Origin of the sequence: Sphingomonas olei, from assembly GCF_045369765.1 — a bacterium.
In the GTDB taxonomy this organism is placed as follows: domain Bacteria; phylum Pseudomonadota; class Alphaproteobacteria; order Sphingomonadales; family Sphingomonadaceae; genus Sphingomonas; species Sphingomonas panaciterrae.
Map to the genome: position 1 here is coordinate 40,472 of NZ_JBIQEU010000007.1, position 15,688 is coordinate 56,159.

The following is a 15,688-nucleotide window of genomic DNA, read 5'->3' on the forward strand; positions in this document are numbered from 1 at the left end:
CCAGACAAGCCCCGGCCAGCGCTTAATCGCGCCGGTCGGGGGCGTCGCGATCGTGCGCCAGATCGACCGCGCTCCCCTGTTTTTCCGCGCGCGTGCGATAGAGCGCAGAGCGGGCGAGGAGCATGAAGGCAGCCGGCGCGGTGCAGGTCAGGAACAAGACGACGAGCAGCTCGTGAATCGACGGGCGGGTGCGCAGGACCGAGAAGCAGACGATCGAGGCGCTGACGATCAGCAGCATCCCGAGGCTGGCGCCGAGCGTCGGCGCGTGGACGCGGTCAAAGAAGGAATTGAGCCGCAGCAGGCCGATCGACCCGATCAGCGTGACGCCCGCGCCGGCGAGCACGAGCAGGCCGACGAGCAGCGCTGCCCAGCCGGGAAGGTCCGGTGCCTGGATCATTCGATCACCTCGCCGCGCATCAGGAATTTGGACAAGGCAACGGTGCCGACGAAGCCGAGGAGCGCGATCGTGATGGCGGATTCGAAGTACAAGGTGCGCCCCGTCTGGATGCCGAAGGTGAGCAGCAGCAGCATCGCATTGGTGAAAAAGGTGTCGAGCCCCAGCACGCGATCCTGCGCGCGCGGCCCCATGGCCATGCGATAGGCTGCACACATCATCGCCGCGCCGAGCATGACCTGCGCAGCCGTGATGGCGAGGGCGAGGACGATCATCGTCACCGTTCAAAGATCTCCATCAGCAGCGATTCATACCGGCCCTTGATCAGCTGGATCCAGCTTTCCTCGTCCACCAGGTCGAGCACGTGGAGCAGCAAGGTGCCGCGGCGGCGATCGAAGTCGACCCACAGGGTACCCGGCGTGGCGGTGACGATCAGCGCCAGACAGGCGATCGCCTGCCGGTTGGTGAGCGAGATGGGGATGGTGATGAAATCGGCCACCCGGTCGCGGCGGCGCGAGACGATGATCGCCGCCACCGCCAGGTTGGAGCGCAGGATGTCGATCGCGACATGGCCGAAGAGCCGCGGCAGCGGGCGAAGGTTCACCCGGATCGGCGGGCCGGCGTAGAGCGCGGCAAAGGCATGGGTGGCGAGCAGCGCGGCGGCCGCGCCGAGCAGGATCTGCCCGGGCGACACCGACTGGGTGAGCATCAGCCAAATGCCCAGCAGCGCCAGCGCGAGGAGCGGATGCGGGAGCAGGCGGCGAATCATGGTCGCCCCTCCTGCGCGGCGATGCGCGAGGCACCGAGCACGGCCTGGACATAGCCCTGTCGATCGCCGAGCGACTGGCCCGCGCGCTCCATGTAGCGCATCACCGGCCCCGCGAAGACCATGAGGCCGAGGCAGACGACGAGCAGCAGGCCGACCGGCACCGCCTCGCTGACGCGCAGCGCAGGCTGCGGCATGTCCGACGGGCCCCAGATGAGGTCGATGCCCGCACGGCTGGTGGAGATCAGCGTGGCCAAGCCCGAGCCGATCATCAGCGCGATCAGCACCCAGGTGGCAGGCGCGACCTTTTCACCCAGGTTCAGCAGGCCGTCGATCATCGCGAACTTGGCGATGAAGCCCGACAGCGGCGGAAGCCCGGCGATCAGCAGCGCACAGAAGGCGAAGCCGCCGCCGATGATCGCCAGCGTCGCCGGGATCACGACGCCGACCTCCGTCTCGCGTTCGTCGGGCGGGCCGGCATATTCATCGTCGAACACCGGCTCTCCCGCGGCGAGCGGCCCCATGTCACGCCGGTCGATCAATTCGATCAGCAGGTAGAAGGCGCTGATGCCGAGCGTCGAGCTGACCAGATAGAACAGCGCGCCGGCAAGGACGTCGCCCTCCCCGGCGCCGACCGCGGCGAGCAGCGTGCCGGCCGAGACGATCAGCGAATAGCCGGCGATGCGCGTCAGCGTGCGGACCGCCAGCACGCCGATCATGCCGAAGGCGATCGTCGCCATGCCGCCGAACAGCAGCCATTCCTCACCGAAGTTGCCGCCCTGGATGCCGAACAGCAGGAGATAGACGCGCAGCAGCGCGTAGATGCCGACCTTGCTGAGGATCGCGAACAGCGCCGCGACCGGCGGCGCGGCGGCGGCATAGGTGCGCGGCAGCCAGAAGCCGAGCGGGTACATGCCCGCCTTCACCAGGAAAGCGATGCCAAGGATCGCCATGCCGCTTTGCAGCAGCGCGAGGTTTTCCGGGCCGACGGCGCGGATGCGCAGCGTCAGATCGGCCATGTTGAGCGTGCCGGTGACGCCATAGACCATTGCCGCGCCGATCAGGAACAGCAGCGAGGTCGCCACGTTGATCGCGACATAATGCAGCGCGGCCTTGATGCGCGCCTTGCCCGATCCGTGCAGCAGCAGGCCGAAGGACGCCGCCAGCAGGACCTCGAAGAACACGAACAGGTTGAACAGGTCGCCGGTCAGGAAGGCGCCGTTCAGCCCCATCAGCTGGAACAGGAACAAGGCGTGGAAGCGCGGCCCGGCGCGGTCCCAGCGCGCGGTGGCATAGATCAGCGACGTGAGGCCGAGGGTGCTGGTAAGCACCAGCATCAGCGCGGACAACCAGTCGAGCACCAGCACGATGCCGACCGGCGCGGGCCAGTTGCCGACCAGATAGGCGACGGTCGCACGCTGCCCGGCGAAGCCGGCGGAGGCGACCTGCATGAGGAGCGCGATCGAGACGCCCAGCAAGGCAGCGGCGGTGCCGAGCGCGATCACGCGCTTTGCCACCACGCGCTGCTCCTTCAGCAGCAGGATGATCGCCGCCGCCACCATCGGCAGCAGCACGGGAGCGATGATAAGATGACGTGCCCAGTCCACCGTCATTCGCCGTCGTCCCCGTCGACATGGTCGGTCCCGGTGATGCCGCGCGAGGCGAGCAGGACGACGAGCAGCAGCGCCGTCATCGCGAAGGAGATGACGATCGCGGTCAGCACCAGCGCCTGGGGCAGCGGATCATCATAGCCACTGGCATCCCCGGCGATGGCGCCGACGATCGGCGGGGCATCCACCTTCAGCCGGCCCATCGCGTAGATGAACAGGTTCACCGCATAGGACAGGAGCGACAGGCCAAGGATCACCTGGAAGGTGCGCGGGCGAAGAATCAGCCACACACCCGACGAGGTGAGGACACCGATGCCAAGGGCGAGAACAAGCTCCATCAGACGTGCTCCGGCGCGGGATCGACCGGCGGGCTCTTGCGCCGCACGGGGGTGCGGATCGACTGGTGTGCGATCGCGATCAGGATGACGCCGGTGGCGCCGACCACCAGCAGATAGACGCCAAGGTCGAACAGCAGCGCGGTCGCCGCCGGCACCTTGCCGATCACCGGCAGGTCCAGATAGCGGAACCAGGAGGTGAGGAACGGCCGGTCGAACAGCATCGCGCCCGCCCCCGTCCCGGCCGCGCCGAGCAGGCCGATCGCCATCCAGTTGATCGGCCGGACCCGGAGCCGCGCCTCCACATGGCGGGTGCCCGAGGCGATATATTGCAGCACCAGCGCGATCGACATGGTGACGCCGGCGGCAAAGCCGCCGCCCGGCAGGTCATGCCCGCGGATCAGGAGGTAAAGCGCGAACACGATGATGACCGGGAACAGCCATTCGATGATCACGCGCGGCGCGAGCAGATAGTCGGAGAGCGTGTCACCGCGTTCCCGGCCCTCGCCCGCGTCGTCATAGGCGTCCTGCCGCAATTGCTGCTTGGGCAGGCCGACGCTTTCGCCAGCCGGGCGGAAGCGGCGCAGCAGCGAGAAGACGGTCAGCGCGACGATCGCCAGCACGGTGATCTCGCCAAAGGTATCAAAGGCGCGGAAATCGACGAGGATGACGTTCACGACATTGCGGCCACCCGCCGCGACATAGGATTGCTCCACAAAGTAGCGCGAGATGGTCGCCGGCAGCGGGCGGGTCATCACGGCATAGGAGATGAGCGCCATGCCGGCGCCGGCCAGCACCGCGAGCAGGAGATCGCGCCCGCGGCGGAAGCGCACGCGGGACGGCGTATGATGTTCGGGCCAGACGTCGGGCAGGCGCTGCGGCAGCCAGCGCAGGCCGAGCAGCAGCAGCACCGTCGTCACCGTCTCGACCAGCAGCTGCGTGAGCGCGAGGTCGGGGGCGGAAAGCCAGACGAAGCTGATGCAGCTGATCATGCCGACGCCCGACACCAGCACCACCGCAGCGAGGCGATGGTATTTCGCCTGCCAGGCGCCGGCGATGGCGAGCACCGCGCCGATCACCCACAACATGCCAAAGCCCGGATCCAGCACGGTGCCGAGCCGCGTACCCAGCGAATAGCCGTGGCTGAGGAAGGGCAGCACGCCGGCGAGGCAGGCGACCGAGACGAGGATGCGCAATTGCGGCTGCAGCCGGCTGGTGCCCGCGCGCGGCAGGACCCAGCGGGCGCCGGTGACGAGCCAGTAGAGCGCGGCATCGAACATGCGGCGGCCCTTGAGCAGGCCGACGAGCGGCGGCGCGCTCATCGCGTTCAGGCGGCGGGCGAAGATCACATAGGCAAAGGTGCCGAGCACCATCGCCACCACGCTGAGGAACAGCGGGAAATTGAACCCGTGCCAGATCGCCAGGCTGTACACCGGCATGCGTTCATTGAGCACCGAAGCGGCGGCGAGCGAGAGCACCGGGCCGATGGTGATCGCCGGGACGATCCCGATGAGGAGGCAGGCGAGCACCAGCACCTCGATCGGCACGCGCATCCAGCGCGGCGCCTCGTGCGGGACACGATCGAGCTGCGGCGGCGGGCCGAAGAACGTCTTGTGGATGAAGCGCACCGAATAGAGCACGCTGAAGATCAGCGCGACCGTGACGAGATAGGGCAACGCCTGATCGAGCCAGGTGTCGTTGTAATCCTCCAGCGCCTCGGCGAGCAGCATTTCCTTCGACAGGAACCCGTTGAGCAGCGGCACGCCGGCCATCGCCGCGGCCGCGACCATCGCAAGCGTCGCGGTGATCGGCATGAAGCGGTAGAGGCCGCTCAGCTTCCTCAGGTCACGCGTATCCGCCTCATGATCGATGATGCCGGCGGCCATGAACAGCGATGCCTTGAAGGTCGCATGGTTCAGCGTGTGGAAGATCGCGGCGACCAGCGCGAGCGGGCTGCCGATCCCCAGCAGCAGCGTGATGATGCCGAGGTGGCTGATCGTCGAATAGGCGAGCAGCCCCTTCAGATCCTGCTGGAAGATCGCCGCCCAGGCGCCGATCATCAGCGTCGTGATGCCGGTGAGCGTGACGACGAAATACCAGGTGTCGGTGCCGGCCAGCACCGGCCACAGCCGCATCATGACGAAGATGCCGGCCTTCACCATCGTCGCCGAGTGGAGATAGGCGGACACCGGCGTCGGTGCGGCCATGGCGTGCGGCAGCCAGAAGTGGAACGGGAATTGCGCGCTCTTGCTGAAGGCGCCGATCAGGATGAGGATCAGCACCGGCTTGTACAGCGGATGCGCCTTGATCGTCTCGCCGGCCGAAAGGACCACCTGCAGATCGTAGCTGCCGACGATCTTGCCGATCAGCACCACGCCGATCAGCAGGCACAGCCCGCCCGTCGCGGTGACGAGCAACGCCATGCGCGCCGCGGTGCGCGCGCTTTCATTCTGGTGCCAATAGCCGATCAGCAGGAACGAGACGAGGCTGGTCATTTCCCAGAAGAAGGCCAGCTGGACGAGGTTGCCCGACAGGACGAGGCCGAGCATCGCGCCCATGAAGGCAAGCAGGAAGGAGAAGAAGCGCGGGACCGGGTCTTCCGGCGACATGTAATAGCGGGCGTAGAGGACGACGAGGAAGCCGATCGCCAGCACCATCATCGCGAACACCCAGGACAGGCCGTCGAGCCGAAGCACGAGGTTCAGGCCGAGCGAGGGCAGCCATTCGACACGGCTTTCGAGCAGGCCGCCGCCCGCCAGCGCAGGATACAGCAGCCCCACCAGGATGGTGCCCGCGAGCGCCGTTACCCCGGCGATCGATGCGGCGGCGGTACGCGCGCCCGGCCGCAACAGCGCGGCGGCGAGGCTCCCCGCGAACGGGAGCAGAAGGATCAGCCACAACAGGCCTGTGCCAGACGTCGGTATCCCACGACCTCCAATGGATGCGATGATTTCGGCAAAGCCAACGGTTCTGGGGGACTATCGCGAAAAACGCGCGAGTGCCACCCCCACGGACGGACAGATTTGCCGCCAATCACCGCGCCGGGAGCGCCCACGCAGCGTAAATCCCTGGATTGTGAAGGATGTGGCGACGGGTGGCGGGTCGGGGGGGGGTGGCGGGTCGGGTGTCGACCCGCCGGTTCAGCCCGCCGGCCCAGCGCCCGCCGCTGGGGGTCAGCGCGCCGGGAGCGGCACGTCCGGCAGCGCGGCGAGCTGGTCACGCGTCATGGTGGTCGACAGGTCGCGATCGTCGCCGCGCTGCACGACGTTGAGGCCGGTCAGCGGAATCTGGACGTAGCGGTCGGGATTGGTGTCCTCCACCTCGACGATCAGGCCCTCCACGGCGCCCGAGGCGTTGCGCACCAGGCTCTGCACCTCGCCGATCTCGACATTGTTCGGGCCGATGAGGTCGGCGTCGAGCAGCTGCGCCTCGCTCAGCCCCAGCGCGACCGGCGTCGGGCCAGCGGCGGCGGCATTGGCCTCGGCGGCGTCCTCCATCCGCTCGGCGGCGGCATCGCGGCCGTTATTGCCGCAACCGGCGACCAAGGTGGCGGCGGCAAGTGCGAGAACCATGGTCTTCATCTATCTTCTCCCTTGGCGGACAGCATCAGGATAACCGGGGCGGCACACATCTGTTCCGAAGCGGCACCTTGCAGGTGGGGAGCGGGGGCGTTACGACTACAGATGTAGTCAATGAGGATGTGCCCGTGTTCCGCAAGATCGCCCTCGCCTGTACCGCCATGCTGACTGTTGCCGCTAAGCCGCTTCCCGCCCCGCCCGAGGCGCTGGCGGCGATCGGCGCGCGGATCGATGCGGAATGCGCCGAGGGGCGGTTCTCCGGCGTGGTGATCATCCGCATCCGGGGCCGCGAGGCGTTGCAGCGCAGTTGCGGGATGGCGGATATCGTCAATCAGGTGGCGGTGACGCGCGACACGCGGTTCAAGATCTATTCGGTCAGCAAGTATATCACCGCGCTCACCGTCATGGCGCTGGTCGAGAATGGCGCCCTGTCGCTGGACCAGCCGATCACCACCTATATCGCCGATGCGCCGGCGGAATGGTCGGGCGTCACGCTGCGCATGCTGCTGAACCATACATCCGGAATCGACGACCTGACGCTTCCGCTGCTGTATCACTATCGCAGCGATCATCCAGCCGCGATGCGCGACCTCTTCGCCGCGCTGACGCCGGGCGAACGAGCACTGAAGAGCGCGCCCGGCATCGCGCGGCGCTACAACAATTTCGGGTTCGAGCTGCTCGCCGACGCGACGGCGCGGGCGACCGGCACGCCCTTCGCCAGCCTGGTCGAGCAGATGGTGTTCCGTCCCGCGGGGATGCGCAGCGCCAGCATCGAACCGCCATCGATCGAGGCCGGGCACCTCGTCCCCGTCAGCGAGCCGGGGCTGGCCAAGGGCTATAATGGCGAGCGGGGGGCGCTGAGCGAGGCGGTGAACTGGGCGTTCGTTCAGCTGGGCGCGGGCGCGGTGCGGGCGAGCGCGGCGGATTTCATCGCGCTGGATGCGGCGCTTCGCCAGGGCAAGATCATTGGGCCGGCGATGCAGGCGGAGATGATCCGCAACCCCGTTGCGCCGCCCGACGGCAAGGCGGGCGCGGCGTTCGGGCTGGGCGTCGCGATCCAGGTGCCGCGCGGCACGACCATGATCGGCCACACCGGCGGCACCAACGGCTATATCACCGATTTCCAGCGCTTTCCCGACGACGACGCAATGATGATCGTCCTGTCCAACCGCGGCACGACGCGCACGGCGTGGATGTATGACCATGTCGCGGCGGCGCTGATCGCGGCGCGCTGACGCCCCCCGCCGCCAACGCGCCATCGCGCCGTTGCGGCGGGCAAGGTTGACTCGGCGGCCCGCGATCATCAAATTCGGAAGATGTACGCTTCCGCGACATTCAGGCGCTTTCGCCACCACGCCGGGCAACTCGCCGCGCGCCCGTAGCCCGGGCTCCGGACGGCCGCGCGCCGCCTGAGTTCGGGCCTTTGTCGATCAGACCTTTGGGCAGGCCCCGGCAATGTTCCGGATTCCTGCCGTCGATAAAGCGGAAGAAGCTGTAACTGTCATGAACCATCAACCCTCGCTCGCGGTGGAATCGCCGCCGATCTATCTCGTCGCGGCCGAATGCGACGCGCTGTTTGATCTGGCGCTGAGCGCCGAGCGCCGCCACCCGCACTCCGCGGCGATGCTGCTGGCCGAGCTGGACCGCGCGACCGTGTGCGATGCGGCCGACCTGCCCGACCAGACCGTGGTGATGAATTCGCGCATCGAATTCGTCGACGAGAAGAGCGGCGCACGGCGCATGGTGGAGCTGGTCTATCCCGGCGACGCCGATATCGCGCAGGGGCGCGTGTCGATCCTGACCCCGATCGGCGCCGGGCTGATCGGGATGCGCGCCGGCCGGTCGATCAGCTGGCCCGATCGCGACGGGCGCGAGCGACTGCTGCGCATCGTCAGCGTCACGCCGATCAGCGGATCATAAGCGGGTGATCGAGGAACTCGCCCGCCACCGCTGCACCGATGCCGCCGGCCTGCCGCTGTTCGTGGTGGAGCAGCGCGCGGTGTTCACGTTGCACGATGCCAACGGGCAGCACCATCGCTATGGCGCTGCCCGGCTGGCGATGCTGAACGGCGAGCCGGTCCGCTATGTCGACGAGCGCACGTTCAGCGTCATCGCGAGCGGCGACATGATCGCGCATGATCCGGTGCGGTGCGGCTGTTCGCCGGCGCCCCGGATCATGGCGCGCGAGGGCGCCGAGGCGCCGGCGCCCCTGCTGGGCTGACCCTAGGCGCGCAGCGCCAGCCCCTGCAGCTCGCCATTGTTGCGCCAGTCGGCGAGCAAGGCGTTGAAGGCATTGATGCCGGGCGCATAGGTCTGCCCCGCCTGGCCGCCCTCCAGATCGCCCTCATTGTTGTAATAGCCGGGCGTGCAGCTTTCGAGATAGGCGCGGTTGACCACCGACAGCTTCTTGATCGTCGTGACCCAGGCGTCCTGCGCCTCAGGCGTTGGCTCCACCTCGGTCGCGCCGCGCTTCTTCGCCTCGGCGATGATATAGGCGATGTGCTGCGCCTGGTCGTCGAACATCGCGGTCATGTTCACCGACAGGCCGTTCTGCGACACGCCGATGTAGAACCAGTTGGGAAAGCCGGTGGTCGCGAAGCCGTGGAGTGTCTTGTACCCATTGGCCCAGTGGTCGTGCAGCAGCACGCCGTCGCGCCCCTTGATGTCGAAGCCGACGCGGCGCTTGAACGAGGTCGTGATCTCAAACCCCGAGGCGTAGATGATGCAATCCACCGCATACTCGCGGCCGTTGGCGACGAGGCCCTTGGGCGTGATCCGCTCCACCCCCTTGCTTTCGCTGACGTCGACCAGGGTCACGTTGGGGCGATTGAAGGTGGGGAGGAATTCGTCGTTGAAGGTCGGCCGCTTGCAGAACTGACGATACCAGGGCTTCAGCTTTTCGGCAGTGTCGGGATCCTTCACTACCTCGTCGACGCGCTGGCGGATGCGGTTCATCTTGCGGAAGTCGGCGACCTCGGCGTGGCGGATCGCCGCCTCCGGCCCCATCGTCTTCGCGTTGCGGATGACGAAGGACTGCACCTCGCGGAAGATCGAGGTCCAGTTATCGTTGACGAGATCATGTTCGAACGGGCGGCCTTCGATAATGTCGGCGAAATTGTGCCGCCGTGCGCGCTGCCACCCGGGTTGCAGCGACTGCGCCCATTCGGGATCGGTCGGCTTGTTGCCGCGCGTGTCGACCGAGGAGGGCGTGCGCTGGAACACGTAGAGCTGCTTGGCATGGCGGCCGAGCGCGGGGATGCACTGGATCGCAGTGGCGCCAGTGCCGATGATCGCGACGGTCTTGTCCTCCAGCTTCCACAGGTTTCCGGTCGTGTCGCCGCCGGTATAGCCATAGTCCCAGCGGCTGGTGTGGAAGCTGTGCCCTTCGAAGCTTTCGATGCCGGGAATGCCGGGCAGCTTGGCGCGGCTGGCGGTGCCGAGCGCCGAGACGACGAAGCGCGCGCGGATCGCATCGCCGTGATTGGTGCGGATCACCCAGACCTTTTCCGTATCATCCCAGGCGAGTTCTGAGACGCGCGTCTGGAACAGCGTGATCGGGTAGAGATCGTAGTGTTTCCCGATGCGCTGGCAGTGTTCGTAGATTTCGGTGACGTAGGAATATTTCTCCTTGGGGAGGTAATTCAGCTCCTCGAGCAGCGGCAAATAGCAATAGCTTTCGATGTCGCATTGCGCGCCGGGGTAGCGGTTCCAATACCAGGTGCCGCCGAAGTCGCCGCCCGCCTCGATGATGCGCAGGTCAGTAACGCCCTTTTCCTTCAGCCGCGCGGCGGCGAGCATCCCGCTGAACCCGCCGCCGATCACCGCCACCTCGACGAAATCGGTCAGCGGCTCGCGGGTGAAGCCGGGTTCGACATAGGGGTCTTCCTCGGCGTAGCGGGCGTAATCGCCGGACAGTTCCTTGTACTGACGGTCGGCATCGGTGCGCAGGCGCTTGTCACGCTCCGCCTTGTAGCGCGCGCGCAGCGCCTCGATGTCGAAATCAGCCTCGAGCACCGCCTCCTGGGTCTCGCTGTTGCTCATCGTGCCTCTCCGTTCTTTTTTGAGTAGGTCGCCCCGGCGCTATTCTGCGGCGTAGGCGAGGAAATCGGGGTCATAGGCGCGCTCCGGCTCGGCGCGGACGCGGCGGTCGAGCCGCTCGGCATCCTCGCCCACCAGGATGCGCCAGCGTTCGGCCTTCACGCCATCGAGGATGATCGTCGCGGCGCGCGCGGCGCTGGTCGGCGCGAGTTCCTCGAACCGCTTGGCGAGCATCGCCTGCGCCGCCTCCAGCGCGGCATCGTCCATCGCGTCGGCGCCTTCCATGCCGATCATCTTCAGATGCTGGCGCAGCTTGCGGCGCGCGACATCAGTCATCCCGCCGGCCAGCACGCGGCGCGAATTGAGGCCGATCGGCGTGCCGATGCCGCCGGGCATGACGATCGACGCCCTGATGTGCGGGGCATAGTTGCGCAGGTCCGTCACCAGCGCCTCGGTGAAGCCCTTCACCGCGAATTTCGCCGCGCTGTAGGCGGTTTGCGAGACCCCGGGCATCAGCGCCGCCCAGAAGCCGTTGGCGCTGGAGGTGTTGACGATATGCCCTTCGCTCGCCCGCTCCAGCATCGGGAAGAAGGCGCGGCAGGAATAATAGACGCCGAACCAGCAGATCTGGAACACGCGGTCCCATTCGGCGCGGTCGTCGAGCACGAAGCTGCCGCCGCCGCCGATGCCGGCATTGTTGAAGAGAAGGTGGATGTGATCGCTCTGGTGATCGCGTGCGACCTCGGCGGCGAAGCGTGTGACCTGATCCTCCTCGCCGACGTCGGCGATGTGGCTGGTGATGCGCACGCCCTGCGGCACGCCGTCCGCCTCGCACAGCGCGACGGTTTCGGCCATGCTGTCGGCGAACAGGTCGCACATCGCGACGCTGGCGCCCTCGGCAACGAGCTGGCGCACCAGTTCGCGGCCCATGCCGGTGCCACCGCCGGTGACCACCGCCAGCTTCCCGCCGAAATCCTTCATCGCGATGCTCTCCTTGTCGTGGTGGCGCGGCGCTGGCTCACGCGGTTGCGGCCGTCTTTGGGTGGAGGCGCAGGAAACCGGGCGCGCGCATCGGGTCGCCCGGCTTCAGCTTGGTCGCCATGTCGGGGAAGTTGGGCAGGGACTTCGCCGCCTTGGGATCATAATGCGTGCGCTCCCCGAAGAAGCGCAGCGTCAGTGTGCGGCGGCGCTGGCCGGGGCGCGTGGGCGCGCCGCCGTGCAGGGTGCGGAAGTGGAAGAAGATGACGTCGCCCGGCTCGACCGCCCAGGAGACGATGTCGTGCCGGTCACGCTCCGCCTCGACATCGGGCAGGCGGGGGAGCGACAGGCGATCGTCGATCGGGCGGGTGTCGTCATTGGGGTCGAAGGCCGAGGTGTTGTACATCGGGCCCCGATGCGAGCCGGGGATGAATTCCAGGCTGTCCTCGCGCGCGAGCGGTTCGAAGGTGATCCAGGCGACGGCATTATCCTCGCCATCCATCGGGATGTAGGAGCCGTCCTGATGCCAGGGGGTGCGGCGGGTATCGCCGCCTTCCTTCAGGAACACCTGTTCGTAGATGAACCAGACGGAATCGCGGCCCCATAATTGCGCGCAGGCGGCCGGGATCGGCGAGCTTTCCAGCATCTCAGCATAGCCATCGAGCACATCGGGGTGGAAGGAATCGTTGTAGAACAGCGGGGTGCCGTGACGCTTCAGCGCGGGGGCGTTGCGCGGCGTGGGGTTGGCGAGACTCCATTCCCACGCCCGGAGCGTGGCGGCGAGTTGCGCGGGATCGAGCAGGCCCGGGATGTGGACCACCCCGTCCCGCTGGTACGCGGCACGCTTTTCCGCCCAGTCGACGACCATGGCATCCTCTCGCTTTTGGCGAAGAACCTATAACGTGTTTCACTTATGTCAAACGCAAAGCGGCGGGTGGACGAAGCGGGACGCGTGGGGCGAACCGGGTGCGTGCTGCTGCGTTGCCGCTACAGAGCGGGGCGGTATGGCCCGGTGGACAGGAGCGAGGCGAGGCATGCGACAATGGCGGGCGACGGCTGGAACGATACTGATCCTTGGCGCTCTCCTCGCCCAACCCGCCTCCCCTGTCCTTGCCCGACAGAGCGCGATGCCGGCCGCGGCGCGCTCGGTCACCCCCGCCTCCCCCGCCGCATTATATGGCGACCTGTTCCGCGCGGTGCAGACGCTGCGGATCTTCCCGGACGGCAAGACCTTCGTCGATGCCACGGCAAAGCGTGACCCGGCGGCGATCATGGCGGATTACCGCCGGCAGCGACCGCGCGATGCGGCGGCGCTGCGTGCGTTCGTGCTGGCCAATTTCACCGTGCCGGGGGTCAACGATCGCCAGCCCGGCGATCTGAGGCAGCATATCCGCAGCCTGTGGCCGATGCTGGTGCGGCCCGCCGATCCGGTGGTCGCGGGTTCCTCCGCGCTGCCGATGCCGCAGCCCTATGTGGTGCCGGGCGGGCGCTTTCGCGAAATGTATTATTGGGACAGCTATTTCACGATGCTGGGCCTGGCGGTCGACGATCAGCAGCCGCTGGTCGAGACGATGCTGGCGGATTTCACCGACACGATCGAACGCTATGGCCATATCCCCAACGGGATGCGCAGTTACTATCTGGGACGATCGCAGCCGCCCTTCTTTGCGCTGATGCTAAACCTGTCGAAGGACCAGGACCCGGCGCTCGCCGCGCGGCGGCTGGCGGCGCTGAAGCGGGAACATGCCTATTGGATGAAGGGCGCCGCCTGCCTCGACGCGAGCGGGGCGTGCGCGCGGGTGGTGCGGATGCCCGATGGCACATTGCTGAACCGATATTGGGACGATCGCCCGCTGCCGCGCGATGAATCCTATGCCGAGGATGTCGCGACCGCCGCCGAGGACCGGTCACGCAGCGCAGAGGTGATCTATCGCCACCTGCGCGCGGGAGCGGAAAGCGGGTGGGATTACAGCAGCCGCTGGCTGGCCGACCCGAAGCGGCTCGCCTCGATCCGCACCACCGATATCGTGCCGGTTGACCTCAACAGCCTGATGCTGATCATGGAGGAGGCGATTGCGGGACGTGCCGGGGCGGCCGGGGATCGGGCGACTCAGGCGCGGTTCACCAGACTGGCGCAGCAGCGGCGCGCAGCGCTGACCCGGTATTTCTGGGTCGCCGATCAAGGGCGCTACGGCGATTGGGACCGGGTGACGCAGGCGCCGACATCGGCGGTGACCGCGGCGATGCTGTATCCGCTGTTCGCGGGCGCTGCCTCGCCCGAGCAGGCGCGCGCTGTTGCTGCCACGGTGCGCCGCACGTTGCTGGCACCCGGCGGCCTGCGCACCACGCCGCTGCGCACCGGGCAGCAATGGGATGCGCCCAACGGCTGGGCGCCGCTGCAATGGATCGCGATCGCCGGATTGGAGAAGAATGGCGAACGCGCGCTGGCGAAGGAGATCGCGCGGCGCTGGCTGGGGACGGTCACGGCCGCTTATGCCGACACCGGCAAGATGCTGGAGAAATATGACGTCGAGGAGCGCAAGCCCGGCGGCGGCGGCGAATATCCGACGCAGGACGGTTTTGGCTGGACCAATGGCGTGACCAGCGCGCTGCTGGAACGGTATCCCGACCTGTAGAGGCGCGGCGCGGCTCAGCCGGCGCCGCCGCGCCCCGACAGTTCCGGCCGGGCGGCGAGGTTTTCCACCAGCTTGCGCGCGATGCGGCGCAGGGTTTCGCCCTCCTCCGGGGTGAGCGCGGGGTTGGTCACCATCTTTTCAGGGACATGCCGCGCCACGTCGCGCAGCTTGTCGCCCTTTGCCGTCAGTGAAATGAGCACGCGGCGCTCATCCTCCACGTCGCGGCGGCGCGCGATGAGGCCGTTCGCCTCCATCCGCTTCAGCAGCGGAGTCAGCGTGCCACTGTCGAGATACAGGCGGCGGCCGATCTGGCTGACGCTCTGCCGGTCATTTTCCCACAGGACCAGCATCACGAGATATTGCGGGTAGGTGAGCCCCAGTTCGTCGAGCGCCGGGCGGTACAGCCGGGTCAGCAGGTTCGAGGCGGCGTAGAGCGGGAAGCACAATTGCCATTCGAGCTTCAGCGCCTCCGACGCGAAATCGGCCGGCAGCGCTGCCGCGCCGCCAGAATGCATGTCCTGATCCATCTGCCTCTCGCCCATCATCCGTGACTCCGGCTGCGCTTGAACCGGCTATCCAGCGGATACGGCCTGTTACAACAAGGTCGTGGTAGCACGCAGCACGGAGCATCGCTTATTGTATTGTGCGCAATCTAGCCGCGCGCTACTATAAGCGAGTCGACGTGAGAAAAGCGTCGCCGCATCGTGGCGCCACGGGCGTCACCCATTGGGAGAGGTTCGAATGCGCTATTCGACCATGAGCGCCGCCTGTGCGGTGCTGTTTGCCGCGACGCCCGTTGCGGCTGATCCGGCCGCCACACCACAGATGCAGTTCCTGCGCGGTACCGTGACGGGCGTCTCGCCCGCCGCGCTTCGCGTCAAGACCGCCGCCGGCAAGACCGAGACGGTGAAGCTGGCGCCCGACTGGAACGTCCAGGTGACGAAGCCGGTGTCGGTGGAGCAGATCAAGAGTGGCAGTTTCATCGGTACCGCGGAAATGCCGCAGGCCGACGGCACTGGCCGGTCGCTGGAAGTGCATGTGTTTCCGCCGGGCGTGAAGGTCGGCGAGGGCCATTATGGCTGGGGCCTCAAGAAAGGCTCGATGATGACCAACGGCACGGTCGGCAAGGTCGTCGCCAGCCCGCAGGGCCGATCCTTTACCGTCAGCTATCCGACCGGCAACCGCCGCATCGTCGTGCCGCCCAGGACACCGATCGTTCAGATCGGGCCGGGCCCGCGATCCCTGGTCAAGGTAGGCGCGCGGGTGTTCATCCCGGCGGCGATGACGCCGGGCGGGCTGGCGACCAATTCGGTTGCGGTCGGCGCCAACGGCTCCGCGCCGCCGATGTGATCG

The 15,688-nt window shown here is 67.3% G+C and carries 16 protein-coding genes; 5 read left to right on the forward strand and 11 right to left on the reverse strand.

Annotated features, from left to right (window positions below; translation table 11 throughout):
• Positions 1 to 22: 22 nt before the first annotated feature.
• From mnhG to ACH0BU_RS09890, 7 genes are all read right to left on the reverse strand, one after another.
• Positions 23 to 397 (reverse strand): monovalent cation/H(+) antiporter subunit G, encoded by a 375-nt coding sequence (mnhG, locus tag ACH0BU_RS09860; protein ID WP_197075289.1) that lies wholly within the window; start codon positions 395 to 397, stop codon positions 23 to 25.
• The gene (locus ACH0BU_RS09865; RefSeq protein WP_206430588.1) at positions 394 to 669 is read right to left on the reverse strand and encodes a K+/H+ antiporter subunit F; all 276 of its coding nucleotides are present in this window, start codon (positions 667 to 669) and stop codon (positions 394 to 396) included. The genes mnhG and ACH0BU_RS09865 overlap by 4 nt, the downstream gene beginning before the upstream one ends.
• 2 nt (positions 670 to 671) lie before the next feature.
• Positions 672 to 1,163 (reverse strand): Na+/H+ antiporter subunit E, encoded by a 492-nt coding sequence (locus ACH0BU_RS09870; protein ID WP_296218842.1) that lies wholly within the window; start codon positions 1,161 to 1,163, stop codon positions 672 to 674.
• Positions 1,160 to 2,773: a monovalent cation/H+ antiporter subunit D gene (locus ACH0BU_RS09875; protein WP_136450396.1), complete on the reverse strand. Its 1,614-nt coding sequence runs from the start codon at positions 2,771 to 2,773 to the stop codon at positions 1,160 to 1,162. The genes ACH0BU_RS09870 and ACH0BU_RS09875 overlap by 4 nt, the downstream gene beginning before the upstream one ends.
• On the reverse strand, positions 2,770 to 3,108 hold the full coding sequence (locus ACH0BU_RS09880; protein ID WP_046406828.1) for a Na+/H+ antiporter subunit C: 339 nt from the start codon (positions 3,106 to 3,108) through the stop codon (positions 2,770 to 2,772). The genes ACH0BU_RS09875 and ACH0BU_RS09880 overlap by 4 nt, the downstream gene beginning before the upstream one ends.
• Positions 3,108 to 6,005, reverse strand: coding sequence for a monovalent cation/H+ antiporter subunit A (locus ACH0BU_RS09885; RefSeq protein WP_500264003.1), 2,898 nt, complete (start codon positions 6,003 to 6,005; stop codon positions 3,108 to 3,110). Before ACH0BU_RS09885 ends, ACH0BU_RS09880 begins: the two co-directional genes overlap by 1 nt.
• Before the next feature lie 273 nt (positions 6,006 to 6,278).
• The gene (locus ACH0BU_RS09890; RefSeq protein ID WP_052742367.1) at positions 6,279 to 6,686 is read right to left on the reverse strand and encodes a hypothetical protein; all 408 of its coding nucleotides are present in this window, start codon (positions 6,684 to 6,686) and stop codon (positions 6,279 to 6,281) included.
• A 125-nt stretch (positions 6,687 to 6,811) separates the two neighbouring features.
• Between ACH0BU_RS09890 and ACH0BU_RS09895 the strand changes: the two genes are divergently transcribed.
• From ACH0BU_RS09895 to ACH0BU_RS09905, 3 genes are all read left to right on the forward strand, one after another.
• Positions 6,812 to 7,918, forward strand: a complete 1,107-nt coding sequence (locus ACH0BU_RS09895; protein WP_500264004.1) for a serine hydrolase domain-containing protein — start codon at positions 6,812 to 6,814, stop codon at positions 7,916 to 7,918.
• 268 nt (positions 7,919 to 8,186) lie between these two features.
• Positions 8,187 to 8,603, forward strand: coding sequence for a nucleoside diphosphate kinase regulator (gene rnk, locus ACH0BU_RS09900; RefSeq protein WP_314471806.1), 417 nt, complete (start codon positions 8,187 to 8,189; stop codon positions 8,601 to 8,603).
• 4 nt (positions 8,604 to 8,607) lie between these two features.
• Positions 8,608 to 8,904 (forward strand): hypothetical protein, encoded by a 297-nt coding sequence (locus tag ACH0BU_RS09905; RefSeq protein ID WP_296220350.1) that lies wholly within the window; start codon positions 8,608 to 8,610, stop codon positions 8,902 to 8,904.
• Positions 8,905 to 8,906: 2 nt separating this feature from the next.
• Here the strand turns inward: ACH0BU_RS09905 and ACH0BU_RS09910 are convergent, their stop codons facing one another.
• From ACH0BU_RS09910 to ACH0BU_RS09920, 3 genes are read right to left on the reverse strand one after another with little or no spacing between them, the layout of a single operon-like run.
• On the reverse strand, positions 8,907 to 10,724 hold the full coding sequence (locus ACH0BU_RS09910; RefSeq protein WP_296220351.1) for a flavin-containing monooxygenase: 1,818 nt from the start codon (positions 10,722 to 10,724) through the stop codon (positions 8,907 to 8,909).
• Between the two features lie 39 nt (positions 10,725 to 10,763).
• Positions 10,764 to 11,702 (reverse strand): SDR family NAD(P)-dependent oxidoreductase, encoded by a 939-nt coding sequence (locus tag ACH0BU_RS09915; protein WP_296220353.1) that lies wholly within the window; start codon positions 11,700 to 11,702, stop codon positions 10,764 to 10,766.
• A 37-nt stretch (positions 11,703 to 11,739) separates the two neighbouring features.
• On the reverse strand, positions 11,740 to 12,567 hold the full coding sequence (locus tag ACH0BU_RS09920; protein ID WP_145120694.1) for a phytanoyl-CoA dioxygenase family protein: 828 nt from the start codon (positions 12,565 to 12,567) through the stop codon (positions 11,740 to 11,742).
• A gap of 166 nt (positions 12,568 to 12,733) precedes the next feature.
• Here ACH0BU_RS09920 and treF point away from each other — a divergent pair, with 166 nt between their 5' ends.
• On the forward strand, positions 12,734 to 14,335 hold the full coding sequence (gene treF, locus ACH0BU_RS09925) for an alpha,alpha-trehalase TreF (RefSeq protein WP_367269724.1): 1,602 nt from the start codon (positions 12,734 to 12,736) through the stop codon (positions 14,333 to 14,335).
• A gap of 14 nt (positions 14,336 to 14,349) precedes the next feature.
• Here treF and ACH0BU_RS09930 read toward each other — a convergent pair whose 3' ends face one another.
• Entirely contained in the window at positions 14,350 to 14,850 is a 501-nt protein-coding gene (locus ACH0BU_RS09930) for a MarR family winged helix-turn-helix transcriptional regulator (protein WP_046406861.1), read from the reverse strand.
• Positions 14,851 to 15,076: 226 nt separating this feature from the next.
• On the opposite strand from ACH0BU_RS09930, the gene ACH0BU_RS09935 reads away from it, so the two are divergent.
• Complete coding sequence (locus ACH0BU_RS09935; RefSeq protein ID WP_046406855.1) at positions 15,077 to 15,685, forward strand: hypothetical protein; 609 nt, start codon at positions 15,077 to 15,079, stop codon at positions 15,683 to 15,685.
• Positions 15,686 to 15,688 lie beyond the last annotated feature (3 nt).